General features: G+C 65.5%; 24 protein-coding genes. 15 read left to right on the forward strand and 9 right to left on the reverse strand.

What is annotated here, in order from left to right:
- Nucleotides 1-16: 16 nt before the first annotated feature.
- Nucleotides 17-1,309, reverse strand: coding sequence for an MFS transporter (locus RO07_RS03010; protein ID WP_052266976.1), 1,293 nt, complete (start codon nt 1,307-1,309; stop codon nt 17-19).
- A 96-nt stretch (nt 1,310-1,405) separates the two neighbouring features.
- Between RO07_RS03010 and RO07_RS03015 the strand changes: the two genes are divergently transcribed.
- From RO07_RS03015 to RO07_RS03040, 6 genes are all read left to right on the forward strand, one after another.
- Nucleotides 1,406-2,395: an Lrp/AsnC family transcriptional regulator gene (locus tag RO07_RS03015; RefSeq protein WP_052266977.1), complete on the forward strand. Its 990-nt coding sequence runs from the start codon at nt 1,406-1,408 to the stop codon at nt 2,393-2,395.
- Nucleotides 2,396-2,782: 387 nt separating this feature from the next.
- Entirely contained in the window at nt 2,783-3,850 is a 1,068-nt protein-coding gene (locus RO07_RS03020; RefSeq protein ID WP_039407939.1) for a TauD/TfdA family dioxygenase, read from the forward strand.
- A 181-nt stretch (nt 3,851-4,031) separates the two neighbouring features.
- Nucleotides 4,032-4,916 carry an ABC transporter substrate-binding protein gene (locus tag RO07_RS03025; RefSeq protein WP_237171364.1) on the forward strand — a complete coding sequence of 295 codons (885 nt, stop codon included), beginning with the start codon at nt 4,032-4,034 and terminating at the stop codon, nt 4,914-4,916.
- 13 nt (nt 4,917-4,929) lie between these two features.
- Nucleotides 4,930-6,069 carry an amino acid ABC transporter permease gene (locus RO07_RS03030; RefSeq protein ID WP_039407942.1) on the forward strand — a complete coding sequence of 380 codons (1,140 nt, stop codon included), beginning with the start codon at nt 4,930-4,932 and terminating at the stop codon, nt 6,067-6,069.
- A gap of 14 nt (nt 6,070-6,083) precedes the next feature.
- A complete protein-coding gene (locus tag RO07_RS03035; RefSeq protein WP_039407946.1) occupies nt 6,084-6,827 on the forward strand; it encodes an amino acid ABC transporter ATP-binding protein in 744 nt (247 codons plus the stop codon).
- A 147-nt stretch (nt 6,828-6,974) separates the two neighbouring features.
- Nucleotides 6,975-7,646 carry an HD domain-containing protein gene (locus RO07_RS03040; RefSeq protein ID WP_039407950.1) on the forward strand — a complete coding sequence of 224 codons (672 nt, stop codon included), beginning with the start codon at nt 6,975-6,977 and terminating at the stop codon, nt 7,644-7,646.
- Nucleotides 7,647-7,672: 26 nt separating this feature from the next.
- On the opposite strand, the gene RO07_RS03045 is transcribed toward RO07_RS03040, so the two are convergent.
- A complete protein-coding gene (locus RO07_RS03045) occupies nt 7,673-8,146 on the reverse strand; it encodes an Lrp/AsnC family transcriptional regulator (protein ID WP_039407953.1) in 474 nt (157 codons plus the stop codon).
- A gap of 196 nt (nt 8,147-8,342) precedes the next feature.
- Between RO07_RS03045 and RO07_RS03050 the strand changes: the two genes are divergently transcribed.
- Genes RO07_RS03050 through RO07_RS03060 form a run of 3 tightly spaced genes read left to right on the forward strand, consistent with a single transcriptional unit; the run spans nt 8,343 to nt 12,090 of the window.
- Entirely contained in the window at nt 8,343-9,632 is a 1,290-nt protein-coding gene (locus RO07_RS03050; RefSeq protein WP_039407956.1) for a Zn-dependent hydrolase, read from the forward strand.
- A gap of 50 nt (nt 9,633-9,682) precedes the next feature.
- Nucleotides 9,683-10,927: a diaminopropionate ammonia-lyase gene (locus tag RO07_RS03055; protein ID WP_039407959.1), complete on the forward strand. Its 1,245-nt coding sequence runs from the start codon at nt 9,683-9,685 to the stop codon at nt 10,925-10,927.
- On the forward strand, nt 10,924-12,090 hold the full coding sequence (locus RO07_RS03060; protein ID WP_052266978.1) for a M20 aminoacylase family protein: 1,167 nt from the start codon (nt 10,924-10,926) through the stop codon (nt 12,088-12,090). Before RO07_RS03055 ends, RO07_RS03060 begins: the two co-directional genes overlap by 4 nt.
- A 21-nt stretch (nt 12,091-12,111) precedes the next feature.
- Here the strand turns inward: RO07_RS03060 and RO07_RS03065 are convergent, their stop codons facing one another.
- Entirely contained in the window at nt 12,112-12,855 is a 744-nt protein-coding gene (locus tag RO07_RS03065; protein ID WP_039407961.1) for a GntR family transcriptional regulator, read from the reverse strand.
- A gap of 213 nt (nt 12,856-13,068) precedes the next feature.
- Between RO07_RS03065 and RO07_RS03070 the strand changes: the two genes are divergently transcribed.
- Nucleotides 13,069-14,523 carry a 2-hydroxymuconic semialdehyde dehydrogenase gene (locus tag RO07_RS03070; protein ID WP_039407963.1) on the forward strand — a complete coding sequence of 485 codons (1,455 nt, stop codon included), beginning with the start codon at nt 13,069-13,071 and terminating at the stop codon, nt 14,521-14,523.
- Between the two features lie 201 nt (nt 14,524-14,724).
- On the opposite strand, the gene RO07_RS03075 is transcribed toward RO07_RS03070, so the two are convergent.
- From RO07_RS03075 to RO07_RS03085, 3 genes are all read right to left on the reverse strand, one after another.
- Nucleotides 14,725-15,930, reverse strand: coding sequence for an aminotransferase-like domain-containing protein (locus RO07_RS03075; RefSeq protein WP_039407964.1), 1,206 nt, complete (start codon nt 15,928-15,930; stop codon nt 14,725-14,727).
- 160 nt (nt 15,931-16,090) lie between these two features.
- Nucleotides 16,091-17,590 carry an L-piperidine-6-carboxylate dehydrogenase gene (gene amaB, locus RO07_RS03080; protein WP_039407966.1) on the reverse strand — a complete coding sequence of 500 codons (1,500 nt, stop codon included), beginning with the start codon at nt 17,588-17,590 and terminating at the stop codon, nt 16,091-16,093.
- A gap of 112 nt (nt 17,591-17,702) precedes the next feature.
- Entirely contained in the window at nt 17,703-18,728 is a 1,026-nt protein-coding gene (locus tag RO07_RS03085) for a DUF1338 domain-containing protein (RefSeq protein ID WP_039407968.1), read from the reverse strand.
- Between the two features lie 190 nt (nt 18,729-18,918).
- Between RO07_RS03085 and RO07_RS03090 the strand changes: the two genes are divergently transcribed.
- On the forward strand, nt 18,919-19,842 hold the full coding sequence (locus RO07_RS03090; protein ID WP_039407971.1) for a LysR substrate-binding domain-containing protein: 924 nt from the start codon (nt 18,919-18,921) through the stop codon (nt 19,840-19,842).
- On the opposite strand, the gene RO07_RS03095 is transcribed toward RO07_RS03090, so the two are convergent.
- Together RO07_RS03095 and RO07_RS03100 are read right to left on the reverse strand one after the other, a co-directional pair.
- Nucleotides 19,827-20,474, reverse strand: a complete 648-nt coding sequence (locus RO07_RS03095; RefSeq protein WP_052266979.1) for a YitT family protein — start codon at nt 20,472-20,474, stop codon at nt 19,827-19,829. The two genes, RO07_RS03090 and RO07_RS03095, sit on opposite strands and share 16 nt — an antisense overlap.
- A 134-nt stretch (nt 20,475-20,608) precedes the next feature.
- The gene (locus RO07_RS03100; RefSeq protein ID WP_039407974.1) at nt 20,609-21,715 is read right to left on the reverse strand and encodes a branched-chain amino acid aminotransferase; all 1,107 of its coding nucleotides are present in this window, start codon (nt 21,713-21,715) and stop codon (nt 20,609-20,611) included.
- Between the two features lie 433 nt (nt 21,716-22,148).
- On the opposite strand from RO07_RS03100, the gene RO07_RS03105 reads away from it, so the two are divergent.
- A complete protein-coding gene (locus RO07_RS03105) occupies nt 22,149-22,502 on the forward strand; it encodes a hypothetical protein (RefSeq protein WP_039407976.1) in 354 nt (117 codons plus the stop codon).
- Nucleotides 22,503-22,574: 72 nt separating this feature from the next.
- Here RO07_RS03105 and yfcF read toward each other — a convergent pair whose 3' ends face one another.
- Nucleotides 22,575-23,249, reverse strand: coding sequence for a glutathione transferase (gene yfcF, locus RO07_RS03110; protein WP_039407979.1), 675 nt, complete (start codon nt 23,247-23,249; stop codon nt 22,575-22,577).
- 210 nt (nt 23,250-23,459) lie between these two features.
- On the opposite strand from yfcF, the gene RO07_RS03115 reads away from it, so the two are divergent.
- The 3 genes from RO07_RS03115 to RO07_RS03125 all read left to right on the forward strand — a co-directional run bounded on the left by RO07_RS03115 (nt 23,460) and on the right by RO07_RS03125 (nt 26,407).
- Nucleotides 23,460-24,359, forward strand: a complete 900-nt coding sequence (locus tag RO07_RS03115; RefSeq protein ID WP_039407982.1) for a LysR substrate-binding domain-containing protein — start codon at nt 23,460-23,462, stop codon at nt 24,357-24,359.
- Between the two features lie 117 nt (nt 24,360-24,476).
- Nucleotides 24,477-25,397: a LysR family transcriptional regulator gene (locus tag RO07_RS03120; protein WP_039407985.1), complete on the forward strand. Its 921-nt coding sequence runs from the start codon at nt 24,477-24,479 to the stop codon at nt 25,395-25,397.
- Between the two features lie 146 nt (nt 25,398-25,543).
- The gene (locus RO07_RS03125) at nt 25,544-26,407 is read left to right on the forward strand and encodes a VOC family protein (protein ID WP_039407987.1); all 864 of its coding nucleotides are present in this window, start codon (nt 25,544-25,546) and stop codon (nt 26,405-26,407) included.
- Nucleotides 26,408-26,473 lie beyond the last annotated feature (66 nt).

Genomic DNA, 26,473 nt, shown 5'->3' on the forward strand with positions numbered 1-26,473 from the left:
GAAGGCTGGCGCTGAGTTATTTCAGCGGCCGACCATTGGTCTCCGGCATGCGGATGAAAGTGAGCAGCGTGATGACCGCGCCTGCCAGCACGTAGTAGAAGAACCAGCGTTCCTGGCCGATGCTCTGCAGCCAGGTCAGCAAATAGGGCGTCGTGCCGCCCAGCAGAGCCACCATGAAGTTGTACGGGGCGCCAATACCGACCGCGCGCACGCGGGTCGGGAACTGTTCAGACATGATGGCGGGCGCTATCGACGTATAGAGTGCGTACAACACCAGGCCGAACAACTCCACCGCCAGGATGGAGGCGAAGGTCGGCTGCATGGTGGTGATGACCGGGTAGAAGAACAGCAGATAGCCACCGGCGAATACGATCAGTTGCGGCTTGCGGCCAATGCGGTCGGAGAGCGCGCCGAGCAGCGGATGCAGCAGCATGAACACGATCATCGCGATGGTGTTGGCGCCGAAGGCGATTCTGGAGTCGGCGTGCAACGCGCGGATCGCATAGGTCGGCACATAGGCGACAAACAGGTAGAAGGCGAAAGTTGTCAGCACGGAGAAGCCGATGATGCGTAGCGTCTCGCGCGGGTACTCGCGCAGCAGCGTGCGCAGCGGCTGCTTGACGGGCTGCTGCTTGAGCTGTTCGGCCGAGGCCTCGGTTTCGGGGATGGAGGTGCGCAGCCACATGCCGGCCACGCCGCCCAGCGCGCCCAGCAGGAAGGGAATGCGCCAGCCGAACTCCTTCATCTGCTCGGGCGAGAGATGGGTGGTGAGCGCCCAGCCGATCGCCGAGGCGATGAGGATGCCGCCCGCCGAACTGAAGAAGGCGAAACTGGAAAAGAAACCGCGGCGGTGGTTGGGCGCCATCTCGGCAAGGAAGGTCGAGGCCGACGCGTACTCGCCGCCCAGCGACAGGCCTTGGATCAGTCGCGCGATCACCAGTAGCACTGGCGCGGCCAGGCCGATGTGTTCATAGGTGGGGGTGACGCCGATGATCAGCGAGCCGCCGGCCATCATTAGAATAGTGGCGGCCAGAGCGGCCTTGCGACCGTAGCGGTCCGAGAAGATGCCCAGTGCCCAGCCGCCGACGGGGCGCATGAAGAAGCCAACGGCGAAAATGGCGAAGGTTGCCAGCAGCGAGGCCGTCTCGTCGGTCTTGGGGAAGAACTGCCCGGAGAAGAACACCGCGAAAGACGCGTAGATGGTCCAGTCGAACCATTCCACGGCGTTGCCTATGCTGCCCGCGGCGATCTTGCGTGCATTGGATACCTCGGCTCGCACCGGGCGGGCCGTGGAGGTTGCTTGGGTCATGGGAAGGGCCCTTGTCTCTGTTTGGTTGTTGAATTTTGCCTTCGAAATGCCAAAATATGTTGAATATAGACATTTGTATTGAATATTACATTGAATATGGACAATAGTGTGCGGTCTTTGGCGGAAGAAGGACATATCGAGATCGACGCCACCGATCTGGCCTGCCTGGCTGCGCTGCAGGTCAACCCACGCGGGACCTGGCGCGATCTGAGTTCCGCCTGCGACGTGCCGGAGCGCACGCTGTCGCGCCGGTTGCAGCGGCTGATGGAGGGCGGTTACGCCAAGGTGATCGGCGAACTGGACCCGGTGGCGGGCGGCAGCGGCCCGGTGCTGCACGCTTGGCTGCAGGTGGAAAACGGCAAGGAGCAGCAGGTCGCCAGCCATCTGGCGGGGCTGCCGCAGACCCAGGTGGTACTGGCGACGACCGGGGCGTCGGATCTGTTCGCCGAGATCAATGCGCAGCATCAGGACCAGTTGTCGGACTTGGTGGTGCGGTTGCTGCCGCAGGTGCCGGGGCTGCGGCAGGTGGAGTCACGCATCGTGCTGCGTTCGTTCCGGCGCGCGAGCCGCTGGCGAATTGACGGCTCGGTGCCGGCGGAACCGGTGTCGCCGGGCGACGGTCGCTACGTGCTCAATGCCGACGAGGCGCGGTTGCTGGCGGTGCTGGCCTCCGATGGGCGAGCCAGCCTGGGCGTGCTGGCGGAGGCCTGCGGCGTGAGCGAGCCCAAGGTGCAGAGACTGATCGGCGGCCTGGTCGAGCGCCATGTGCTGACCTTCCGCGTCGAGCTCGAGCCCTCGCTCGTCGGCTACGGTGTCGAGGCCATCCTGTCGGTGCAGACCCGCCCCGGTCTGGCCGAGTGCATCGCAATGGAACTGGCGCAGGACAAGCACACGCGCTGCCTGTTCGGCACCAGTGGTCACACCCAGTTGTTCTGGCATGTGCTGTGCCGGGACATCCATGATCTGTGGACGGTATCGACCGAGCGCATCGGGGCGCTGGAGGGCGTGCTGTCCTGCGATGTCAGCACTGTGGTCAAGGCCTACAAACGCGCAGGGCGCTTGCGGCACGGGTTGAGGGTGGAATAGATAGGATAGGGCGGGAGTCGACCTGCGGCGCCCACCGATCGAGAATTCGTTCCTTCAAAATCGTATACGAAAATAACAAATGATATACGTGGACAATTTTGTTCGCGTATAGTCGAGTCGACCGGGAGTCCACGTCCCCGGGGGGTAGGGTCGTCCCGCGCGGGATTTCAGACCCGCGATTCGCCTCGTCTGCCCCGCTGGGCAAGGCGTTGCGAGCCGTCATGCCGTTGCGCAAACATGCTTCGCGAGCCTGTTGTTTCCGAGGCACGGACTTTCCCTGATTGGACGCCGCTCCCGATTGTCGGACTTCAAAGGATGGGTGTGACGTCTTTACACGTAGACACAACGTAAGGCGTACGACTCATCACATCTATCAGGAGGAATTTCATGGCCGAGTCGCAGAGTCTGCAAGGCGCGTGTGTTTGGCGAGGGACCGAAATGGTCGATCACGATCGTTGGGTCAAAACGTTCCCGGCCATCGTGCTCGAACAGATCGACGCCGCCCTGGAGGCAACGAAGGATATCGATTGGCGCAACGTCAACCGTCATAACTTCCCGCTGCCCGACGCTGCCGCCTTCTTCGACGACGTGCGCGAAGAACTGGAAAACGGTTCCGGCATGGTCAAGATCCGCGGCCTCGATGTGACGCGCTACAGCGTGGAGCAACTGCGTCGCATGTGGTACGCGCTGGGCGCGCATCTGGGCACGCCGATGTTCCAGAATTGCCGCGGCGAAGTCATGCGCGAGATCAAGGACGAAGGCATGGGCGTCGGCGCCAGGCTCTATGGCGCGACGGTCGACAGCTCGGGCAAGCCGTTCCTCTCTTCGGGCGCCCGCACGCTCTCGCCGGGACAACTGCGCTTTCACACCGATCGTTGCGACGTGGTTGGCCTGCTGTGTGTTCGACAGGCTTCCGAAGGCGGCGTGAGCAAGCTCGCGAGCAGCGCCACGGTGTACAACGAAATCCTCGCGCGCCGTCCGGACCTGCATGCGTTATTGTGCAAACCGATTCCGCGCAGCCGGTTCGGCGAAGAGGCGGGCGGCGAGCACATCGCGTACGATTTGCCGATCTTCGGCGTTCGCGACGGCAAGCTCACCAGTCACTTCTCGCTCACCTACATCGAGAACGCGCAAATGCTGCCGGGCGTGCGCAAGCTCTCCGAGGCCGAACACGAAGCGATCCGCATGCTGATGGACGTGGCCGAAGCGCAGTGCTTCGAGATGCGCTTCGCACCGGGTGACATCCAGTTGTTGAACAATCACGTTGTGTATCACGGCCGCACGGCATTCAAGGACGACGTGACGACGGGCCAGGACCGCATGCTCATGCGCCTGTGGCTGTCGATGCCGAATTCGCGGGCGCTGCCCGAGGACCATGCGGTGCTCTGGGGCGACGTCGCTTCTGGCAAGCCACACGGCGGCATCGCCCAACCGGCGGTGGCGTTGCCGGCCTGAGAGTTTGAATTTACGCCGGGGCCGCGACATGGGAACGTCGCGCGTGCGCTCCGGCAATTCACAGTAAGGTACCGGTGCGGCGAAGTGGCGTGCCCATGATCGTGCCGCACCGGATACCATCCCAACCGCTTTACGTATTTACGTAGTTGGACGAAACCTGAAGACGCAAGGAGACTTCCTCGTGAAATTGATCGACCGGCAAGACAAGACACGCGCAACCCGCAAAACGGCGCACGCGCGCATGCTGTTCATTTCGGCCGTGCTGGGCGGCCTCTGCGCGAGCGCCGTGGCGGCACCTGACTACGGCAAGTGCGAAGTGACCGGCACGCGCGGCTCGGTGAAGCTCGAGACCGTCACGCCGGGCGCGCTGTCGGTGCGCCCCGTGCTGCCCGCGCCGGGCTGGTGGAACGGCGATTCGCCCGACACCATCAAGGACGGCTTCGAATACTGCATGGCCGCCAACATGGCATACCGCGCCGGGCTCGATCGCGTGATCGTGGTGAACCGCTCGTTCGCGCAGGTCGTCGCCGGCCAGGCGAAGGGCTTCGATATCGCCCTGAGCGAGATCACCATCACCGACGAGCGCAAGAAGGTCGTGAACTTCACCGATCCGTACTTCAGTTCCGATCAGGGCGTCCTGGTCAGGACGGGGACGAAGGTCGACAAGGACAACATCAAGAAGATGCGTCTCGGCGTGAAGCAGGGCACGACGATCCTGCCGTATCTCACCGACAAGGTGAAGGTCGTCGAGCATCCGAAGGTCTACGTCGACACGGCCGCCATGTACGCCGCCCTCGCCGCCGGTCAGGTGGACGCCGTGCTGTACGACACGCCCAACGTGCTGTCGATCGCGAAGAAATCCGAAGGCCGCTTCGAAGTCGCGGGCCGCTACGACACGAGCGAGCAGTGGGGTGGTCTCGTGAACAAGGATTCGCCGAACCTGGCCGCGTTCAACAAGCTGATCGCCGAGATGAAGAAGGACGGTACGTTCGATCGCCTCGCCACGCAGTACCTGGTGCCGAGCCTCGGTGCAGACCCCGCCAAAGTGCCGGTACTGACGCCGTGAGGTCGCCGTGTCAATGAGCGAATCCTCTCAAAAGGCGGCCGGTGCGGCGATCGGCGCGACGGGACGCGAGCGGCGGCTGAACATCGGCGGCATGCCGTCGTCGCCCTTCACGCTGTTCCTCGTCGCGCTGATCGGCGCGCTCGTCGTCATCGCGGGCAGCGCGTACACGATCGTCGCCTTGCATGAAGGCTTCGTGGCGAATCGGCTCGGCGGCTGGTGGGTGCCCTTGGGCGCCGCGCTGCTCGGGCTGATCTCGCTGGTCGTGCTCGTGCCGCTCGCCAGGGCATTCGCTCGCTGGCGCGCCTTCAGCCGTGCCGCCGCGCGTCGCGACATCGTCGCCGCGCGCGTGGCGCGCTCCGAGGCGGACGTGCAGAGCTGGATCACGCTCGGCTACACGCTCGCACAGCTCATCGTCGTGCTCGCGCTGCAGTTCGTGCTGGCGAACAATCTCGCGGTGGCCAAGACGTTCTTCTTCCTGCCGCTGATCGTCAAGACATTCCCGCTCGTGCTCGAAGCGTTCTGGGTCAACGTGAAGATCTTCGTGATTGCGGAAATCTTCGTGCTGATCTGGGGGCTGATCGTGGCGCTGGCGATGTTCGCGCCGGGCCCGGCGGGCAAGCCGCTGCGTTTCATCGCGACGGCCTACGTCGATATCTTTCGCGCCATGCCGGCGGTGCTGGTCATCTACCTCGTCGGCTTCGGTCTGCCGCTCACGGGCGTGCCGATTCTGAAGGACCTGTCGCTCACCACGTACGTCGTGATCGCGCTCACGCTGACCGTGGGCGCCTACGTGGCGGAAATCTATCGCGCGGGCATCCAGGGCGTGCACTGGAGCCAGGTCGCCGCGGCGCGCTCGCTGGGCTTGTCGTACGCGCAGACGCTGCGCTTCGTGGTGCTGCCGCAAGGCATCCGGCAGATCATCCCGCCGCTGCTCAACGCCTTCATCGCGTTGCAGAAGGACACGGCGCTCGTGAACGTGGTCGGCGTGATCGACGCCTTCAACCAGTCGATGGTCATCGCCTCGAATCACTACAACCTGTCGGCCGCCACCACCGTGGCCGTGCTGTTCATCATCATCTCGATTCCGCAGGTGCGTTTCGTGGAGCGGATGGCGCAACGCGATCGGGCCCGCATGCGTGCGGGCGGGGCCTGAAGGAGCGAACGACCATGTCATTCATCGAGATTCGCGACATCGTGAAGTCGTACGGCGACGTGCCGGTCATCAACGGGCTCGCGCTGACGGTGGAAGAGCATCAGGTGGTCTGCCTCATCGGTCCGTCGGGGTCGGGCAAGTCCACGCTGCTGCGCTGTATCAACGGGTTGGAGTCCATCGACGCCGGCGAGATCCTCGTGCACGGCGACCGGATCTCGGGCCCGGGCGTCGACGTCAATTCGCTGCGCCGTGACATCGGCATCGTCTTCCAGGGCTACAACCTGTTTCCGCACATGACCGTGCTCGAGAACGTGACGCTCGCGCCGATTCGCGTACTCAAGCAGCCCCGCCGCGAAGCCGAGGACCGCGCGATGGCGCTGCTCGAACGCTTCGGCCTGGCGCACAAGGCCGCCGAGTACCCCGATCGCCTGTCGGGCGGACAGCAGCAGCGCGTGGCGATCGTGCGTGCGCTGGCGATGGATCCGATGGTGCTGCTGCTCGACGAGATCACGTCCGCGCTCGATCCGGAGCTCGTGTCCGAAGTGCTGAACATCGTGCGCGATCTGGCGCACGACGGCATGACCATGCTGCTCGCCACGCACGAGATGGGTTTCGCGCGCGAGGTCGCGTCCAAGGTCTGCTTCCTGTGCGACGGCGTGGTTTGCGAAGAAGGGCCGCCCGAGCAGATCTTCGGTGACCCGCGGCAGGAGCGCACGCGCGCCTTCCTGCGCAGCATCCGGCAGGCCAAACGTCTTTGAGAGAGGGGAGACATTCGATTTGACTGTTCACCCAGTTTGGGGGACCTTCGGGTCCCCTCTTTTTTTGACGATGTGAGCGGGTGCGCCTCGGGGTCACCGACGTCCGCAGGTAAAATTGCGAACGCCTCCTGACACGACATCATTGCCATGCTCGCTCACGCCTTCGCGCCCTACGACACCACGATTGCCGCAGTGCTCCACGCCGCGGGCGTCACGAACGGGCTGGACAGCGACGACGGTTCGCACGACGGGTCGCATCTGATTCGCGTGTGGAACCTCGTGAGGGAGATCGCCGCGGACGAGCCCGGCGTCGATCTGGAAATGCTTGCCGTCGCCACCTTGCTGCACGACTGCGTGCCAGTGGAGAAAACCGATCCGCGCCGCGCGCAGGCGTCGCGGCTTTCCGCGCAAAAGGCCTGCGGTATTCTGCGGACGATCGGCTGGCAGACGGAGCGCGTTGCCGCCACGGCGCACGTCATCGAAGCGCACAGCTTCTCGGCGGGCATCGCACCCGAGACGCCGGAAGCGAACATCCTGCGCGACGCCGACCGGCTCGACGCCATCGGCGCGATCGGTATCGCGCGCACGTTCTACGTGGCCGGCCGCGTCGGTTCCCGTCTCTACGATCCCGCCGACCCGTTCGCCACGCAGCGATCGCTCGACGATCGACGTTTCGCGCTCGATCACTTCGAAACCAAGCTCCTGCATCTGGCCGACGGCCTGACGACGCGCGCCGCACAGCGCATCGGCGAGAGGCGCGTGACCACGATGCGCGCGTTCCTCGACGTGCTGCGTGAGGAGATCTCGCCGTCGCGGTGACCCGACGACGCGAGACCGCCCGGCGACTACGTTCCGGCGGCGTCCAGCGGCACCTCCAGCCCGATCTTGACGTTGCTCATCGCCACAAGGGTCTTGAAGCGCTTGACGTTGTTGCTCTCGAAGAAGAGCGCGCGGGTGAGCTCGGTGTACTGCGCCATGTCGCGCACCACCATGATCACCACGAAGTCGCATTCCCCGGCCACGTAGTAGCACTGCTGCACCTGCGGGCAGGCGAGGAAGCTGCGCTTCATGGCGTCGAGCAGATCGAGGCGTTCGTTCTCGACTTCCACCTCGGTGATGATCGTCAGCGGATAGCCGACGCGCGCCGGGTCGACCAGTGCGACCGTCTTGCGCGTCACCCCTTCTTCCGCCAGCTTCCTGAGCCGGCGGTTCACCGCGGCCGACGACAGGTTCACCTGTGCGCCGAGCGCATGCTGAGGCGTCGTCGCATCTTGCTGAATCGCCGCGAGCAGGGCGATGTCGTAACTGTCCAGGCTCATGGTGCGCAATAAAAACTCGGTTTGGACGCCAAAAACGCGCGAATCGTACGCACGCGTCGGAATATTATTCAGGCTGTCCGATGATACTCCGCTAGCGGTGACGCGCACATGCTCGTGGCGCCTGCCAGCGAAGACAACGCAGCTTTCCGAAGCGCGCGACCCCTTGCCGCCCTTGCCGATACCACACCACTGACCCATGCAAGCCTCGAAAGCCTCCACCTCCGCCACTGCCTCCGCCGCCCTCCGCCTGAACGGCCCCGCTCTGCTGCAGCAACTTCGCGACCTGGGCGAAATCGGCGCCGATCCCGTGGCAGGTGGTCGCACGCGCGTCGCCCTCACGGACGCCGAGAAAGCCGGTCGCGACCAGGTCGTTGCCTGGATGCGCGAACTCGATCTCGACGTGCGGATCGACCGCATCGGCAACATCTTCGGCACGCTCGCCGCGCACGAAGCCTCGTCCGGTGACGCGCCGCCGCGACCGCTCATGATGGGCTCGCACATCGACACCGTGATCAACGCGGGCGCGCTCGACGGCTGCTACGGCGTGCTCGGCGGTCTGGCCGTGGTGCGCGCGTTCCGCGATGCCGGCATCGCGCCGTCGCGACCGATCACCGTGGCTGCGTTCACCAACGAAGAGGGGGCGCGTTTCCATCCGGACATGATGGGATCGCTCGTGCATGCGGGCGGCTTGTCGCTTGAGGAGGCGCTCGACGCCATCGGTACCGACGGCGCCCGCTTGGGCGACGAACTGGTGCGCATCGGCTACGCGGGCGACATGACGCCCGGCATGCTTGTGCCGCACGAATATCTCGAACTGCACATCGAGCAGGGACCGATTCTCGAGGCGGAAGGGCTGGAGATCGGCGTTGTCGAGAATCTGCAAGGGATCTCGTGGCAGCAGATCACCGTGCAGGGCAACGCCAATCACGCCGGGACGACGCCGACGCGCTTGCGCCACGACGCCGGCTACGTCGCTGCCGCGGCCGTCGCCGAACTTCGCCGGATCGCGGTCGAGTCGGGCACCACGCTCGCGACGGTCGGTACGTTCCGCGTCGAGCCGGGCGTCATCAACGTGATCGCGCGCAAGGCGGTGTTCACCGTCGACATGCGAGATCCGGACGAGCAGCGCCTCGCCGCCGGTGAAGCGCGCTTCGCCGAATTCCTGGAGAAACTCGCGCAGGAGGAAGGCGTGCGTGTGACGACAGAGCGTCTGGCGCGCTTCACGCCGGTGGTGTTCGACGCGGCGCTCGCCGATGCCATCGAAGCGAGCGCGAAACGGCTGGGCCTGTCGCACAAGCGCATGACGTCGGGCGCGGGCCACGACGCGCAGATGATCGCGCGCATCGCACCGGCCGCCATGATCTTCGTGCCGAGCCGCGGCGGGATCAGCCACAACCCGCGCGAACATACCGACGACGACCAGCTCGTACGCGGCGCCGAGGTGCTGCTCGACGTCGTCGCACAACGCCTCGGCGTGTCGCGCTGAGTCTCTGCGCGACATCGACGCAGGACAATTTGCTTTATCGGAGCCCCCCAATGCTGTACGTCAATCCCCACGTCACGCGCGCGCCGTATCCCGCGTCGCTTCAGGACGTCATGAGCATCGCCCGTGCGCAGGAGAGCCGCACGTGGCTCTCGCACTGGAACGGACTGCGCCCGGGCAGCACGCCGTTGCGTTCGTTGCCCGATCTGGCCGCGGGGCTTGGCGTGCGCGGCGTACTGGTGAAGGACGAAGCGCTGCGCTCCCCGCTCGGCAGCTTCAAGGCGCTGGGCGCGCCGATCGCGCTGGTGCGCCTGCTGTTGCGCGAATACGAAGGACGTGGCTTCACGGCCGCGACGCTGTTCGGCGGCGAGCACCGCGGCGAACTCCCGGACTTCACGGCGATCAGCGCGACCGACGGCAACCATGGCCGCGCGCTCGCGGCGGCGGCGCGGAGCATCGGCTGCCGTTGCGTGATCGTGCTGCACGCACAGGTGAGCGAAGAACGCGAGCAGGCGATCGCGGCGTACGGGGCGCAGATCGTTCGTATCGCGGGCAACTACGACGACTCGGTCGCCGAGGCGGCGGCGCTCGCCGAGCGGCATGGCTGGCATGTGGTTTCCGACACCTCCTACGAAGGTTACGAAGCGATTCCGCGCGACGTCATGCAAGGGTATGGCGCGATCGCGGCGGAGGTCGCCGAGGCGCTGCCCGGCGACGGCTCGGCCTGCCCGGTGACGCATGTTTTCCTGCAAGGCGGCGTGGGCGGATTGGCAGCCGGCATCGTGAGCTATCTCTGGGAGCGCTGGGGCGCCTGGCGTCCGGCGTTCGTGGTGGTCGAGCCGGCGCAGGCCGACTGCCTGTATCAAAGCGCGATGGCAGGCAAGCCGGCGTCCGCCTCGGGATCGGTCGACTCGGTGATGGCCGGCCTGGCGTGCGGAGAGACGTCGCCGCTGGCATGGCGTTTCCTGCAACCGTCGGTCGACGCGTTCATGACGGTCACCGACGCGCAGGCCGTCGCCGCGATGCGGCGTCTCGCGCGCGGCAGCGAGCGCGACGTGCCTTTCGTGGCCGGCGAATCGGGCGGCGCGGGACTGGCCGGTCTGATGCAGGCGGCGGCGTCGCCGGAGATGGCGCAAGCCATCGGTCTGAACGCGCAGTCGCACGTGCTGCTGATCAACACGGAAGGCGCCACGGCGCCGTCCGTGTATGCCGAACTCGTCGGCGAGCCGGCGGCCTCGGTGCTGGTGCGCGAGCAGGCGTGGCAAGCACGCTTACCTATTCACGGGAGCCTCGTATGACGCAGGACATCTATTTCGCCCAGGCGCTGACCGGATGGCGGCACGCGTTCCATCGTCAACCCGAGACCGGCTTCGAGGAAGTCGGCACATCGCGGACGGTCGCGACGATTCTGGAGAGTCTCGGGCTGGAGGTGCATCGCGGTATCGGCGGCACGGGCGTGGTCGCGAGCCTGCGTGTGGGGGACGGCGAGGGCGCCATCGGCATTCGCGCCGACATGGACGCGCTGCTCATCGCCGAGAACGCGCCGGGGCGGGAGCACGCGTCGCAGGTGGCCGGCAAGATGCACGCATGCGGGCACGACGGCCATATGTCGATGGTGCTGGGCGCGGCGAAACTGCTCGCCGAGTCGCGCGACTTCAACGGCACGGTCCGCTTCATCTTCCAGCCGGCCGAAGAGCATGGTCGTGGCGCCCGCGCAATGATCGCCGACGGTCTGCTGGAGCGCTTTCCGATCGACGCGATCTATGGCGTTCACAACATGCCGGGCATTCCGACGGGGCATATCGTCACGCGCGCGGGCGGCATCATGGCGAGCGAGGACAACTTCGTCATTCGCATCCGTGGCAAGGGCACGCATGCGGCGCGTCCGCACATGGGCATCGATCCGCTCGTGATCGGCGCCCAGATCGTGGTGGCGTTGCAGACGATCGTGTCGCGCAGCGTCGATCCCGGCATGTCGGCGGTGGTGTCGTGCACGGAGTTCATCACTGACGGCATCCGCAATGCGATTCCGACGAACGTGGTGATCAAGGGCGACACACGCAGCTACACGCCGCAAGTGCAGCAACAGCTCGAGACGCGCATGCGCGACATCTGCATGGGCCTGTGCACGATGCACGGCGCGCACTGTGAGTTCGAGTACACGCACGAGTTCGCGCCGACGGTGAACCATGCCGCGAATACGGCATTGGCCGTGCGCGCGGCGCAAGCCGTGGTGGGGGCGTCGAGGGTCGATGCGGAGGTGGCGCCGGTGATGGCGTCGGAGGACTTCGGCGTTTTTCTGCAGCACGTGCCGGGCAACTTCGCCTTCATTGGCAACGGCAGTGGCGACGAGCCCGGTGCGACACCGCTGCACAACGCTGGCTACGATTTCAACGATGCGATTCTGCCGCTCGGCGCGCGTTACTTTGCGCAGGTCGTACGCGAGAGCCTGCCGCGCTGATCGCGACGACCGTCTTGGCGTTTACGGCACAGTCCCGGCGTTGACGATGGCGTCGGGCAACTCGCGCACGGCTTCCAGCGTCTTGCGGATGTGAGCCGCGAGCAGTGCGGCGGCCTCATCGGCATCGCGCGCAAGGCAGGCGTCGAAGATGGCCTGATGTTCCTGGTGGACGTCGCGCGGCACCGGTCGATGCGTGATCGACAGGCGACGGTATCGCTCGGACTGGCGATACAGGATCGCCAGAAAGTGATGCAGCCAGCGCGACGGGCACGCCCGGATCAACACTTCATGGAACGCGCGATTGCGCGCCTCCCATTGGGCGAACTGGCTGCCGTCGCTTCCCTGTCCCCCCGCATTTCCTTCACTCGCATTCCCCAACCGCTCCTCCGCGAGCGTGAGCAGGTGGAAGGCGCTCGTCAGATCGGCTTCCCAGGCGTCGTCCCCAAGCGCGATGGACTGGCGCAGGGCTTCCGTCTCCAGTTGAACACGCGTCTGCGTGATGTCGATGAAGTCGGCCAGCGAGATCGGTGTGACGCGAAACCCGCGATGCCCATGCTGGACGACGAGCGCGTCGGCGACGAGCAGTGCAAGCGCCTCGCGCAGTGTGCCCGCCCCGACTTCGTAGCGATCCTTCAGATGCTCCACGCGCAGTTTCTCCCCCGGCGCGAGCCGTCCCTCCACGATGTCGGCGCGCAGGCGCATGTAGGCGCTCTGCGCCAGTGTGGCGTCGGCGGTCTGGGGGGAAGACGGACTGGAACTGTGCATGCGGTGGTTCGGTAGGGATGACGGGAAGCCGCGTTCCATGGGTGTGGCGCGGCGTGCCGAGATTATAAGCAGCCTCGTTCCGATTTTCGCAAGATCACCAAATAATCGAGATAAATAAAAATTCTCGAGAAAATATTGACGAGGACCGGTGTGCGGATTTATCGTGTGCGACATGCCGTCAAGCACAACCCAGACAGAACGAGAGAGTGAGACATGAAGCATTTCCAGAACTTCATCAACGGCGAGTGGGTGTCGACCGCCCGCACGTTCGAGAATCGCAACCCGGTGGACAACAGTCTCATCGGACACGTGCATGAGGCCGGACGCGCGGAAGTGGACGCCGCCGTGCGCGCCGCCCGCGCCGCCCTGCAAGGCCCGTGGGGCAAGATGACGGTCGCGCAGCGCGTGGAACTGCTGCACGCGGTGGCGGACGGCATCAATCGTCGTTTCGACGATTTCCTCGCCGCGGAGATCGCCGACACGGGCAAGCCGCACGGGCTGGCGAGCCATCTCGACATCCCGCGCGGCGCGGCCAACTTCAAGGTCTTCGCGGACATGATCAAGAACGTGCCGACGGAGTCGTTCGCGATGGTGGCGCCGGATGGCGGCAACGCGCTGAACTACGGTGTGCGTACGCCGCGCGGCGTGATCGCGGTGGTCTGCCCGTGGAATCTGCCGCTGCTGCTCATGACGTGGAAGGTCGGCCCGGCGCTGGCGTTCGGCAACACGGTGGTGGTGAAGCCCTCCGAAGAGACGCCCGCGACCGCCACGCTGCTCGGCGAGGTGATGAACGAAGTTGGCGTGCCGGCTGGCGTGTACAACGTGGTCCACGGCTTCGGGCCGGACTCGGCCGGCGCGTTCCTGACGGAGCACCCGGGCGTGGACGGCATCACGTTCACAGGCGAGACGCGCACCGGCGAAGCCATCATGAAGGCGGCTGCCAACGGCGTGCGCCCGGTGTCGTTCGAGCTGGGCGGCAAGAACCCGGGCATCGTGTTCGCGGATGCGGACTTCGACAAGGCTGTCGCCGGTATCGCGCGTTCGAGCTTCGACAACAGTGGGCAGGTCTGTCTCGGCACGGAGCGCGTCTACGTGCAGCGTCCGATCTTCGAGCGCTTCGTGGCGGCGCTCAAGGAGCGCGCGGAATCGTTGCAACTGGGGGATCCGTATGCGCCGGGGACGAACTTCGGTCCGCTCGTCTCGCAGATGCACCGCGAGAAGGTGCTGTCCTACTACGAGAAGGCGCGCGAGGAAGGCGCGACGGTGGTGACCGGCGGCGGCGTGCCCGACATGCCGGCGTCCATGACGGACGGTGCGTGGGTGCAGCCCACGATCTGGACCGGACTGCCGGAGACCGCTTCGGTCATTCGCGAAGAGATCTTCGGGCCGTGCTGCCACATCGCACCGTTCGATACGGAGGAAGAGGTCATCGAGATGGCGAACGCGACGCCGTACGGTCTCGCGGCCACCGTCTGGACGACCGACGTCAGTCGGGCGCATCGCATGGGCGCCGCGCTCGAAGTCGGCGTGTGCTGGATCAACGCCTGGTTCCTGCGTGATCTTCGTACGGCTTTCGGTGGCGCCAAGCAGTCGGGCATCGGACGCGAAGGCGGTGTGCACTCGCTCGAGTTCTACACCGAGTTGCGCAATGTCTGCATAAAGCTCTGAGGCTCTGAGGTTCCGCGCCTGACCGCGCGGTGCCGGTGAGGGGCCGGAGGCTCCGCGGCGCCGTGCGTCGCACACCTTTCCCCGCGCCTCCGGTCGGCCACCGACACGCTGCCCGTTTTCGTTGTGCCACGTCGCCTTGGAAAACGGGGGGCGCGTCGGCCGCGTGTCGCCGGCCCCGTCGTGCAAGGGTTTTCGGTTCTTTTATGCCGCTTTTCTGACGGTCGCATCCATCGCGCGCGACAACCGTGCCACGCCTTCCTCGATGACGTCCACCGCCGGAGCGGCAAACGACAGACGCAACGTCGACTCATCCGCATCCGTCGCGTAAAAGGCCTTGCCCGGCACGAACAACACCTTCTGTGCAATCGCACTCGGCAGCAACTCGCTGGTTCCGAGCGTCGACAATCGTGCCCATACGAACATCCCGCCCTGCGGCGCATGGAATTGAATTGCGCCGCCCAACCGCTCACGCAGTGCGCCGCACATTGCCTCGCACTTGAGCCGGTACGCTTCGACGATCTTCGGCAAGTGTCGGGTCAACGCACCGTCGGCCAGGTACTCGGCCGCCACCGCCTGCGTCCACGGCACGCTGCACAGGTCGACGGTCTGCTTCGCAACGACGCACCGTCGCGTGATCTCCGGCGGCGCCACCGTCCAACCCACCCGCAATCCGGGCGCCACGATTTTCGACAAGCTCGAAAAATGCACCAGCCAATCGCGGGAACCCGGCACCTCGGACGTCAGCGCCAGCATCGTGGGCACCGCTTCGCCGGCAAACCGCAGGTCACCGTACGGATCGTCCTCGACGATCACGAACCGGTACTCGACCGCCAGCTTCAGCAACGCAATGCGACGCTCGCGCGAGAGCGTGGCGCCCGTTGGATTCGCAAAGGTCGGCACGGTGTACAGCAGCTTCGGCACCGCGATACTGCCTTCGCGCAACAGTGCGGACAGATGCGCGACGTCGAGCCCGTCGGCATCCACCGGCACCGTCACGATGCTCGCCTGCTGCAAGCGCAACGCCTGCAACGTCGCCGGATACGCCGGTTGTTCGGTGACGACGACGTCCCCCGGTGCAACCATCACGCGCAACAACAAGTCGAGTCCCTGCTGCGAGCCCGTTGTTGCCAGCAGTTCTTCCGCCGAGCACGGCGCGCCGCGCGCAGCCATCAGCGCCATGAGTTGCGTCTTGAGTTCGGTCAGGCCGTCGGTGGGGCCGTATTGCAGGCAACGCGTCGGTTGCGCAAAGGCGCGCGCCTGCGCCACCGCCAGTCCTTCGGTGTCGAACAGGTCGCTCGCCGGATAGCCGCCCGCGAACGAAATCATGCCCGGCTCGGACAGGTATTTGAACAACTCGCGGATCGGTGAGCCCGTCGGGTGGGCAAACGGAGAAGTGAAAGCGTACATGGAGGCCTCGCTATCGAAAGCGTGACGAACGGAAGCTGTCGGGAATCCGGGACGGACGCCTCGCCACCATCGGCGCATGGCGTTCGTGAGCGTCCGTAAAGGCAGACTCCGGGGCGTTATTCATTGTTGTGCGCGACACCCGGAGCCCGCTATTGCAACTTCACTCGATCGAGAAGTCGACACCTTGCGCGAGCGGCAGCTCGGACGAATAGTTGATGGTGTTGGTCGCGCGGCGCATGTAGCCCTTCCAGGCGTCCGAGCCCGACTCCCGGTCGCCGCCGGTTTCCTTCTCGCCGCCGAACGCGCCGCCGATTTCCGCGCCGCTCGGACCGATGTTGACGTTGGCGATGCCGCAGTCGCTGCCGGCCGACGACGTGAAGCGCTCCGCCTCGCGCAGATCGGTCGTGAACACGCACGACGACAGTCCGTGCGACGCGGCGTTGTTCGCCTCGATCGCCTGTGAGAAGTCGCTGTACTTGAGCACGTACAGGATCGGCGCGAAGGTCTCCGTCAGCACCACTTCGGTCTGCGACGGCATCTCGACGATCGCCGGCTTCACATAGAAGCCGTTCTCGGCGCCCGCCACCACATGGCGCTCACCGCCCGTCACCTTGCCGCCTTGCGCCCGCGCCCTGTCGAGCGCGTCCTGCATGCGCCTGAACGCACCTTCGTCGATCAGCGGACCCATCAGGGTGCCGCGTTCCAGCGGATTGCCGATGGTGACCTTGCCGTACAGCGTTTTCAAGCGCTCGACGGTCTTGTCGTAGACGCTCTCATGCACGAACAGGCGGCGCAGCGAGGTACAGCGCTGACCGGACGTGCCCACCGCCGAGAACAGGATGCCGCGCAGGGCGAGCTCCATGTCGGCGCTGCCCGTCACGATGCCTGCGTTGTTGCCGCCGAGCTCGAGGATCGAGCGACCGAAGCGGCGCGCCACTTCCACGCCGACCTTGCGGCCCATTTCGGTGCTGCCCGTCGCGCTCACGATCGCCGAGCGCGGATCGGCGACCAGCGCCTCACCCACCTCGCGTCCGCCGATGACGAGCGCCGTCAGGCCTTCCGGGGCGTCGCCGAATTCGGCAATGACTTCTTCCAGCAGCTTGTTCACGGCCAGCGCGGTCAGCGGCGTCTTCTCCGACGGCTTCCACACCACGGCGTTGCCGCACACGAGGGCGATCGCCGCATTCCACGACCACACGGCGATGGGGAAGTTGAACGCCGAGATGACGGAACACACACCCATCGGGTGCCACGTCTCGGCCATGCGGTGGCCCGGACGCTCGGAGGCGATGGTCAGGCCGTACAGCTGACGCGACAGGCCGACCGCGAAGTCGCAGATGTCGATCATTTCCTGCACTTCACCCTGGCCTTCCTGCAGGATCTTGCCGGCTTCGAGCGTGACGAGCGCGCCCAATGCCTGCTTGCGCTCGCGCAGCTTCTGGCCCAGCAGACGCACGAGTTCGCCGCGGCGCGGGGCCGGCACGTTGCGCCAGGTCGTAAAGGCCTTCTGCGCGCGCGCCAGTGCGGCCTGGGCGTCGGCCGCCGAGGCGCTCGCCACGCGGCCGATCAGTGCGCCGTCGATCGGCGAATGCACGGCGATGTCGCCGCTCTCGACCAGCTTGGCGATACCCAGTTCGTTGAGGATGGAAGATGCGTTCACGTTGTCACCTCTTTTGGAATTCAGTGTTGGCCGACGGTGCCACGGGGGTGTCGGCAGGGAAGCACGCAGACCACGCACACGCAAGCATTGTGCGCCGGCTGCGCGGCGAAGTTCATTTGGCGTTGGCCGTCATCTTGAAAATACCTTGCGCGTTGCCGGCATCGAAACGCAGATCGATTTTCCAGCAATGATTCGCCGTGTCGTACTCGCGATGGCGGGTGATGAACTCGTAGAACGAACCCGGCACCTCGCGTGTGACGATCCCGCCGTCCTTGCCGCGGAACTCGCGACGTACGGTGTCGGCGCGGTACGCCGTCTGGAACACCCGTCCCGAGCGCGAGCGTTCGACCTCGGGCTTCATCGGGCGGCCCTTGGCCTTCTCGGCGTCGGAGAGCGCGAAGACGTCTTCCACGCGGTCGGTCGCGTGATTGAACGCGTTGCCTTCGGTCGCGATCCACGCCATTTCGGCGGACTCCGCCAGCAGCAGTTCGTAATCGGCCTCGCTCGGCACGTCGTGTTGACGTGCAAACGCGCTCACGATCACCGGCAGCAACGCCTGTGCGCTCTCGAGCGGCAGCGTGCCGTCGCGCTCGAGCTCCCACAGTTGGGCGACAGCCGCCGGCGTCAGCGGGTCGCGCGACGTGCCGACCACGCGCGACACGGCCTGCTGGAATGTCTCGGAAAAGCGCTCGGGATGCAACTCGCTCACGAAGAACTGCGAAATCTCTTCGGGGGCGTCGTCGTGCACATAGGCGCGTCCTGTCATGCCCAGGCGATCGAGCGGGTAACGACCGTTCAGACGGAAACCGAGCGGGCGCAGAATGCGCGTGAACGCCGCTTCACCCGGCGGCAACGCACCGTTCTCGTGCCAGCGCACGGTGCGCAGCGCCCCGTGATCGAAGTAGACGCGGCCGCCGGCGGCGATCGCGTCTTCTGTATAGGTACGCCCGTTCGGGGAGCGCGCCAGCAACCCTTCGAACAGCGCCATGTTCATGGCCTGCGCCAGCTCGGCGCGGGTCACGCGGCCCGGCTCGCAGTCGGCCAGAATCGACGGGGAATTGAGCGTGGCGAACAGCGCGTCGGTACGCGCCTGCCCGATCAGGGAGACCAGCAAGGACTGCACGTTGGCATTGCGCATCGGTTTGTCTCGCAGGGGGACGCCGTCTTGCGCGGCGTCGCGGAGTGTCAGGGCATGGTGTGGGGTGAAATGGCGACAGGACCACCCGTCGCTTCGCCTCCTACCATCTTGCAGTGACAGCATTATTGGAACGGATGGCGCGCCCGTAAAGCGAGTTAAAATTGCCACTTGATGCGTTTTTGGAATTAACATGCGCAAATTCAAGACACCTGGCACCGCCGCGCTGCTGGCGTTCGAAGCCGCCGCCCGGCACGAGAGCTTTACCCACGCCGCGCGCGAGCTGTTCCTGACGGAGAGCGCCGTGTCGCGGCAAATCGCCACGCTCGAGGCGCAGCTCGGCGTGCGTCTGTTCGTTCGAACCAAGCAGCGTGTCGTGCTCACCCGCGCCGGCCGCCTCTACGGCACGCAGGTGCGTCGCACGCTGGAGCAACTGGACCGGGACACGCTCTCGATCATGGCGCACGGTAGCGGCGGCGGTCACCTTGAGCTGGCGGTGCTGCCGACCTTCGCGTCGGAGTGGTTGATTCCGAGAATGAAAGACTTCAACGCGCGCCACCCGGACGTGCGCGTGAACATGGGCGTCCACACCGATCTGTTTACGTTCGACGAGACGCACTTCGAAGCGGCCATTCACTTCGGACGGCCGACGTGGCCGGGTACGTCGTCGGACTATCTGTTCGGGGAAGAGGTGGTGCCGGTCTGCCAGCCGTCGCTATTGACGGGCCCGGTGCGCTCGGCGGCGGATCTGCTGGCGTATCCGCTGCTGCACTCGACGACGCGCCCGAGCGCCTGGACGCGTTGGTTTGCCGAGCAGCGCATCGAGGACAACCGCACGCTGCAAGGCGTGCGCTACGAGCTGCACACGATGCTCATCGCCGGCGCGGCGGCGGGGCTCGGGGTGGCGCTGGTGCCGAAGTTCTTCGTGGAAGGGCAACTCGACGCGCTCGGCCTCGTGATTCCGTTCGACGTGAAAAGCGTGGCCGACTCGGCGTATTACCTCGTCTATCCGACTGAGCACACGCATGGGCAGCCACTCAGCGTCTTTCGTGAGTGGCTGCTGCATCAGGCGAGTGCCTATCGTCCCGATTACGGTTCGGATCAACGCCCGGTGTAGCGGCCCGGGCGGTGCCAGGCGACGACCATGCCGCTCATCGCGACGGCCGACAGCGCGGACCAGGCGACGCGGTCGGCCGGAATGGTGGCCAGCGAGGCGAGCAGGATCGTCGCATCGATGCAGACCTGCGAGATGCCCGCGTTGATGCCGCGCTCACGCTGCAGCCACAGCGTGACGATGCCGGTGCCGCCGACCCCAGCGCCATGCCGGGCGAGCGCCAGGATGCCCATGCCGCACAGCGTACCGCCGACGAACGCGGCGAACAGCGGATTGACGAAGGCAACGTTGAACGTCTGCGGCATGGCCGCGAGCGCGAAGGTGATGCCGAAGCTCGCGACGGTGGACTTGAGCGCGAAGCGCGGGCCCATCGTGAAATACGCGAACAGGAAGAACGGTATGTTCACCAGCGTGAAGATGGTGCCAACCGGTAGCGGAAAGACATAAGAGGCGAGCAGCGCAATGCCGGCCACGCCGCCGGTCACCAACCCGGCAGCCTTGAGCAGCACCAGACCGACCACCACAAAGGCCATGCCGATGATCATCGCGTAGATGTCTTCGAACACGGAGTGCGGAACACCGATTTTGTCGGTTGCCGCAATGGCGCCGGATACAGCGCCCGTTTCGTGTTTCATGATCTGTCAATCAAGGACAACAGGACGGCGCGTCCGACTCTCCTTGTGTCGTCGCACGCCGCCAGGGATTTCCCGCGTCGCTGTCTCGGGCGACGCGCAGCTTCACAGCTTGTTATGAAAGGAACAACGCCCGATCAGGCAACGTGGTGCACCCAGCCGAACGGATCGGCGATCTTGCCACGCTGAATGCCCGTGAGCTGGTCGCGGATGCGCTTGGTCACCGGACCTTCGCCACCGTCGCCGATGCTGAATTCGCCCTTGGCGTGACGCACCTGCCCGATGGCCGTGACCACTGCCGCCGTGCCGCAGGCGAACGTTTCCTTCACGCGACCGCTGGCAGCATCGGCTTGCCACTGCGCGAATTCGTACGGGGCCTCGTTGACGCTCAGGCCTTCGCGCCTGGCCAGCTCGATGATCGAGGCGCGCGTGATGCCCGGCAGGATCGTGCCCGAGAGTGGCGGCGTTTGCAGCGAACCGTCGTCCATGACGAAGAAGACGTTCATGCCGCCCAGTTCTTCAATCCAGCGATGTTGCGCGGCGTCGAGGAACACCACCTGGTCGCAGCCCTTGGCGCTCGCCTCGGTCTGCGCGATCAGGCTGGCCGCGTAGTTGCCGCCGCACTTCGCCGCGCCCGTGCCGCCGGGCGCCGCACGCGTGTACTGGTCGGACACCCACACGGTGACCGCCGACTTGCCGGGCTTGAAGTACGGGCCGACCGGGCAGGCGATCACGCAGAAGATGTACTCCTGCGCGGCGCGCACGCCCAGGAAGCTCTCCGACGCGAACATGAACGGACGGATGTAGAGGCTGCTGCCTTCGGTGCCCGGAATCCACGCGCGGTCGATGTCGACCAGTCTTTCCACAGCCTCGAGGAACAAGGCCTCCGGCAACTCGGCCATCGACATGCGCTGGGCCGATTCGCGGAAACGCCTGGCGTTGGCTTGCGGGCGGAACAGCGAAATCTTGCCGTCTTCACCGCGATAGGCCTTCATGCCCTCGAAGATTTCCTGCGCGTAGTGCAGCACGGCGCACGCCGGATCGATCTCGAACGGACGGCGGGCTTCCACCTTCGCGTCATGCCAGCCCTTGCCCTCGGTCCAGCGGATCGTGACCATGTGATCCGTGAATACGCGGCCGAACACCGGGTTCGCCAGCTTCGCGGCAACCTGGTCGGCGGGAGTGGGGTTGGCGTGCGGCTCCACGACAAAACGCAATTGACCCTGTTCAGTATTGGCGCTCATGTTTCTTCAATGTCTCGGCAGAGGGGGGCTTTCTTCGGTCGTCAGTGCCGTTAACGTAAACGGCAAGGTGGCGATATTTTCCTCCTTCGCAGGCCGCCTGTCGACTGCCTTCACCGTTTCCCGCGTCACAGCGGGCTTTCAGTGGTGCCAGTGTCGGAAAAAATCGGAATTTGGCCGGTTTTTGGTGGAAAAGCGCACGACTTGCGGTAGTTCGGCGTCAATCGACCTTGCCGACGGGGGTGTTCGAGCCAAGTGGTGTCGCCCAAGAGGGCGATGGGGAGGAGTGTAAAAAAACGTTTCCTGTCACAAGACGATCGACGCTCTGCAGTTAACATCGCAACGAGATGCGGCAGGGGATGCGCCCAAGGTGGCCGCCGTGTTGACTCCTGGGGGGATGGTGCCCCGACCCGATAGGACAAGTGTGGGAGGGCGGATGAAATCGTCGACGATTCGGATGTTGCGCGCTTACCTGCTGGTGGCTTCGCTGGGAGCCGTCTGTATCGACGCCTGCGTGGTGATCGCCATGCTCGTCTTCGATATCCCGGAACGGGTCTTCACCTCGGGCGACTTCCGGATCGCCATGGCTGCCTCGCTGCTACTGCTGGTATTTGCCGCGCGCTCGGTCGCGGAGTGCGCGTTCCATGCCGCCCTTGCCAGTCGCCATGCGACCGTGGACGGCGCCCACGGTCGCCGCAAGGTCGCCTTGCGCGCCGATTGCCCATATCGCCCGCTGGTGCTGCTTCACGTGCGCATCCATCGGCAGGGGCTGACGTTGATGCCCGCCTGATACGTCTGATACGCCTGATACCGCCGGGACCGGCCGTCACGGCCGGCCCGACCTTTTGCGTTCCAGACCTTATCAAGCCGCCTTCTCGTCGGCGACGAGATCGCATGCGCGCGGCGGGCGTGTCATCGCAAGCCATTCCTGCACGGCGGGACGCGTGAATTGATGCCGGGCATATGCCGCCAGGGCGGGGGGCACCACGTCGTCGTTGTACACGAGGCGGTTGATCATCAACGCAAGATCCACGTCCGCGATGCACCACTTGCCGAACAGCGACAGACCACCGTCGGGCAGCAGGCTTTGCGCGATCGCGATCAGTTTGCTCGCGGCGGCATAGCCGGCGTCCGAGAGCGGCTTGTCGGAGGGGCGGTAGAAGATGACTTCCGTCGAACGTTCCTCGCGCAGCGCACCGAGATCGCTGCGCAGCCACGCCTGCACCTGACGCGCCCGCGCGCGCTCCCGAACGTCGTCGGGATACACCGGCGCTGCAGGCGACAACGTATCGAGATATTCGCTGATGGCGGATGACTCCGACAGGGTGAAGTCGCCATGCACGAGCGTTGGCACGCGACGCGTGAGCGACATGTCGGCGAAGCTCGTCTCGTGATGCGCACCCTGGCCGAGGTCGACGGTGCGCAGGTCGAACGGCAGCCCTTTCTCGCGCAAGGTGACGAAGACCGACAGCGCGTACGGGCTGGTGAACTGCGAGTCCACGTAGAGCGTGAACGAGGCGGGGGCAGCGGCTGACACGATGAACTCCTGAAGAGACGGGACGAGGAAAAAACGGGGTCATGACGACTGGCGCGCAAGGCGTGCTCGACGGCAGTCGAATCCCTATGTTGCCGCACCGGCGCGGTGATAAGCTACTGCACGAATCGATGACAAGCTGTGAGCAATATTCACATCTCGCCGTCAGCGCAAACGCGTGATTCCCGTGTGATTTTCCGCCCCCCAACGCCCATGAACGCACCGCATCGCTCCCGCCCGCCGCTGGCCAATCTCGAAACCGTCTGTCTTGTCGCGCGTCACGGCTCGTTCACGGCGGCGGCGGAGGCGAGCGGCCTCACGCACGGCGCGATCAGCCGCCGTGTCGGCGCCGTGGAAAACTGGCTCGGTTGCGCGCTCTTCGAGCGGCACGGGCGCGGCGTCAGCCTGACGTGCGATGGCCAGCGCTTCCTGGGACGCATCGAGCACGCGTTCGATGTGATCGACGCGGCCGCCGACCAGTGGCATCAGGCGCGCAAGGTGCCGGCGGTCCGCCTGAGCGTCGTGCCGTCGTTCGCCAAGCTCTGGCTGCTCGAGCGGCTGCAATCGCTCGAAGCCGGACAGCCGTTCATCAACATCCAGGTCACGACGGAGCACCGCAATGCCGACGTCGGCGCGGGCGAAGTCGACATCGCGCTGCGCTACGGACGCGGCGGCTGGACTACGGTCGACTCGGAACCGTTGATGGTGGAGACGCTGTATCCGATCGCGTCGCCCGAGATGGCGGTGCGTTTGAAGGGCGCCAGTGCGTCCGAGATGCTCGCCATGCCCTTGCTGCACGACTCCGACCTGACCGGATGGCGAGCGTGGTGCGGCGCGCAGGGCGTCTCCCTCAGACCGCGTGCGCGCGATCGCCGCTTCGAGGACTACACGGTCGTGCTGGCCGCCGCCGAAGCGGGGCTGGGCATCGCGCTCGCGCGTGCGCCGCTGGCCGACGCGGCCATCGCGAAGAGCCGGCTCCAACGTCTCTCGGACGTCGAAGTCGAATGTCCGCTGAGCTATCACATCGTGACGGCCAAGCGGGAGAAGCGGCCGGAAGTGCTGGAGGTCATGACGCGGCTGCATCGTGCGGTGCGTGCAGGCGCGCGCACGTAAATACCACGAACGTCGTGGTGCGCGTGGGCGGGTTTCCCGCAATGCGCATACGCACGTGCGTTGCCTAAAATGCCGCACGGCCATTCACGGGATTTTCGCGGGAACGCACTGCTGGGGATGAACTTACGCTCGCTGGATCTGAATCTGTTGCTCGTGTTCGAGTCGCTGCTGCGCACGCGCAGCACGACGGTGACGGCCGAGGAACTGAACCTCACGCAGTCGGCTGTGAGCAATGCGCTCAAGCGGCTGCGTCTGGCGTTCGGCGACCCGCTGTTCGTCAAGACGCCGCAAGGCATGCTGCCGACGGACCTTGCGAGCTCGCTCGCCCCGCCGGTCACCGAAGGCCTCGGCCTCATTCGCGGCGCCGTCGAAACCCCGCAAGACTTCGATCCCGCCAGGGCGCAACGCACGTTCCGCCTGTACCTGAGCGACATCGGCCAACTGATCTTCATTCCGAAGCTGATGGCCACGCTCGCCGCCGAGGCGCCGGGCGTTCGCATCGTGACCGTCGATACCACGCCGCGCGAAGCGCAGAACGCGATGGCGATGGGAGACATCGACCTCACGCTCGGACTCTTCACGCGATTCTCTTCGGGCTTTCATCAGCAGCGCCTCTTTCGCGAGCACTACGTGGCGCTCGTGCGCGAGGGGCATCCGACGATACGTGGCAAGCTCAGCGCCGACGCGTTCCTCAACGCGGCGCATGCGGTGTACCGTCCCACGGCGGGCAATCACGACGTCTTCGAGACGGCGGTCGAGCAGTGGTTCGCGCAGGCCGGCCGCCAGCGGCATGTGGCGTTGCGCATGGCGCACTCGATGGGACTCTCGGCGCTCATCGCCGCGAGCGATCTCGTGGTGTGCGTGCCCACCCGCCTCGGCCGCGCGCTCAGGGCCGCCACGGAACTGCGCACTTACGCGCTGCCGTTCGAGGGGCCCGAGTTCGATATCTCGCAACTCTGGCATGAACGCTTTCATGCCGACGCCGGCCATCGCTGGCTGCGCAGCACCATCTTCCACCTGTTCCACGGCGAGGACTGATCTCGCGGCGCGCATCCGCGCGCGCATGCTGCACCCTCGATTCACGACGTAAATACCGCGCATTTACGCAATTTGTTGGCGTCATTCGGCGCCGCTCCTTATCGTATCCCTCACGACATTCGAACTACATCCGCAGGAGACAGGCGGTGATCAATCTGCACGACATTCGTTACGTGCGGCTGGGCACGCGCGACCTCGAGGGGGCGACACGCTATGCGCGCACCATTCTCGGGTTGCAGGAAGTGCGCCGGGAGGCCGGTTACGTATTCCTTCGCAGCGACAGCCGCGACCACTCCGTTTGCTACTTCGAAGGCGATCCCGCCGATCACACGGTGGCCTTCGACGTGGCGAGCGACGCCCATTTCGACGCCGCCGCCGCGCAGCTCGAAGCCATGCGCATCGAATTTCGCCGTGGCTCGCGCGATGAGGCCGACCTGCGTCGCGTGGCCGACTTCCTGACGTTCCGCGACCCCACCGGCAACCGGATCGAGCTGGTGCTGCGTGCCGCGCAGACGGGGCGACGCTATCACGGCGAGCGCGATGCGGGCATCGACTCGTTCAGCCACGTCGGCCTGTGCACGACGGACGCGCGCCGCGACGAGGCGTTCTGGACGAGCGTGTGCAACGCTCGCGTGTCCGATCGCATCGGCGATGCACCGCTGCTGCGCATCGACGAAGTGCATCACAAGATCGCGTTGTTCCCGGCCAAGCGCGCGGGCATCCAGCATGTGAACTTCCAGGTCAACGGCATCGACGACCTCATGCGCTCGTGGTACTTCCTGCGCGAGCAAGGCGTGCCGATTCGCTTCGGCCCGGGGCGTCATCCGACCTCGCACGCGATGTTCCTGTACTTCGCCGGCCCGGACGGCATGGTCTACGAATACTCCACGGGCGTGCGCAAGATCGCGCCCGAGGACGAGGCGACCTACGTCCCGCGTCAGTTCCCGTTCGATCCGACGGGCTTCTGCATGTGGGGCGCGAAGCCCGAGATTCCCGAGTTTTCGGCCTGACGCGTCGCGTCGTAATTCTCAGTTGTTCTTCGCAATCAATACTTCGCGGCGAACACGCCGGCTGCC

The sequence above is a fragment of the Pandoraea pulmonicola genome, from assembly GCF_000815105.2.
Classification (GTDB): domain Bacteria; phylum Pseudomonadota; class Gammaproteobacteria; order Burkholderiales; family Burkholderiaceae; genus Pandoraea; species Pandoraea pulmonicola.

Coding starts and splice junctions, on each gene's coding strand:
- RO07_RS03010 (WP_052266976.1), bottom strand. CDS start 1,309: ATGACCCAAGCAACCTCCACGGCCCGCCCGGTGCGAGCCGAGGTATCC.
- RO07_RS03015 (WP_052266977.1), top strand. CDS start 1,406: ATGGACAATAGTGTGCGGTCTTTGGCGGAAGAAGGACATATCGAGATC.
- RO07_RS03020 (WP_039407939.1), top strand. CDS start 2,783: ATGGCCGAGTCGCAGAGTCTGCAAGGCGCGTGTGTTTGGCGAGGGACC.
- RO07_RS03030 (WP_039407942.1), top strand. CDS start 4,930: ATGAGCGAATCCTCTCAAAAGGCGGCCGGTGCGGCGATCGGCGCGACG.
- RO07_RS03035 (WP_039407946.1), top strand. CDS start 6,084: ATGTCATTCATCGAGATTCGCGACATCGTGAAGTCGTACGGCGACGTG.
- RO07_RS03040 (WP_039407950.1), top strand. CDS start 6,975: ATGCTCGCTCACGCCTTCGCGCCCTACGACACCACGATTGCCGCAGTG.
- RO07_RS03045 (WP_039407953.1), bottom strand. CDS start 8,146: ATGAGCCTGGACAGTTACGACATCGCCCTGCTCGCGGCGATTCAGCAA.
- RO07_RS03050 (WP_039407956.1), top strand. CDS start 8,343: ATGCAAGCCTCGAAAGCCTCCACCTCCGCCACTGCCTCCGCCGCCCTC.
- RO07_RS03055 (WP_039407959.1), top strand. CDS start 9,683: ATGCTGTACGTCAATCCCCACGTCACGCGCGCGCCGTATCCCGCGTCG.
- RO07_RS03060 (WP_052266978.1), top strand. CDS start 10,924: ATGACGCAGGACATCTATTTCGCCCAGGCGCTGACCGGATGGCGGCAC.
- RO07_RS03065 (WP_039407961.1), bottom strand. CDS start 12,855: ATGCACAGTTCCAGTCCGTCTTCCCCCCAGACCGCCGACGCCACACTG.
- RO07_RS03070 (WP_039407963.1), top strand. CDS start 13,069: ATGAAGCATTTCCAGAACTTCATCAACGGCGAGTGGGTGTCGACCGCC.
- RO07_RS03075 (WP_039407964.1), bottom strand. CDS start 15,930: ATGTACGCTTTCACTTCTCCGTTTGCCCACCCGACGGGCTCACCGATC.
- RO07_RS03085 (WP_039407968.1), bottom strand. CDS start 18,728: ATGCGCAATGCCAACGTGCAGTCCTTGCTGGTCTCCCTGATCGGGCAG.
- RO07_RS03090 (WP_039407971.1), top strand. CDS start 18,919: ATGCGCAAATTCAAGACACCTGGCACCGCCGCGCTGCTGGCGTTCGAA.
- RO07_RS03095 (WP_052266979.1), bottom strand. CDS start 20,474: ATGAAACACGAAACGGGCGCTGTATCCGGCGCCATTGCGGCAACCGAC.
- RO07_RS03100 (WP_039407974.1), bottom strand. CDS start 21,715: ATGAGCGCCAATACTGAACAGGGTCAATTGCGTTTTGTCGTGGAGCCG.
- RO07_RS03105 (WP_039407976.1), top strand. CDS start 22,149: ATGAAATCGTCGACGATTCGGATGTTGCGCGCTTACCTGCTGGTGGCT.
- RO07_RS03115 (WP_039407982.1), top strand. CDS start 23,460: ATGAACGCACCGCATCGCTCCCGCCCGCCGCTGGCCAATCTCGAAACC.
- RO07_RS03120 (WP_039407985.1), top strand. CDS start 24,477: ATGAACTTACGCTCGCTGGATCTGAATCTGTTGCTCGTGTTCGAGTCG.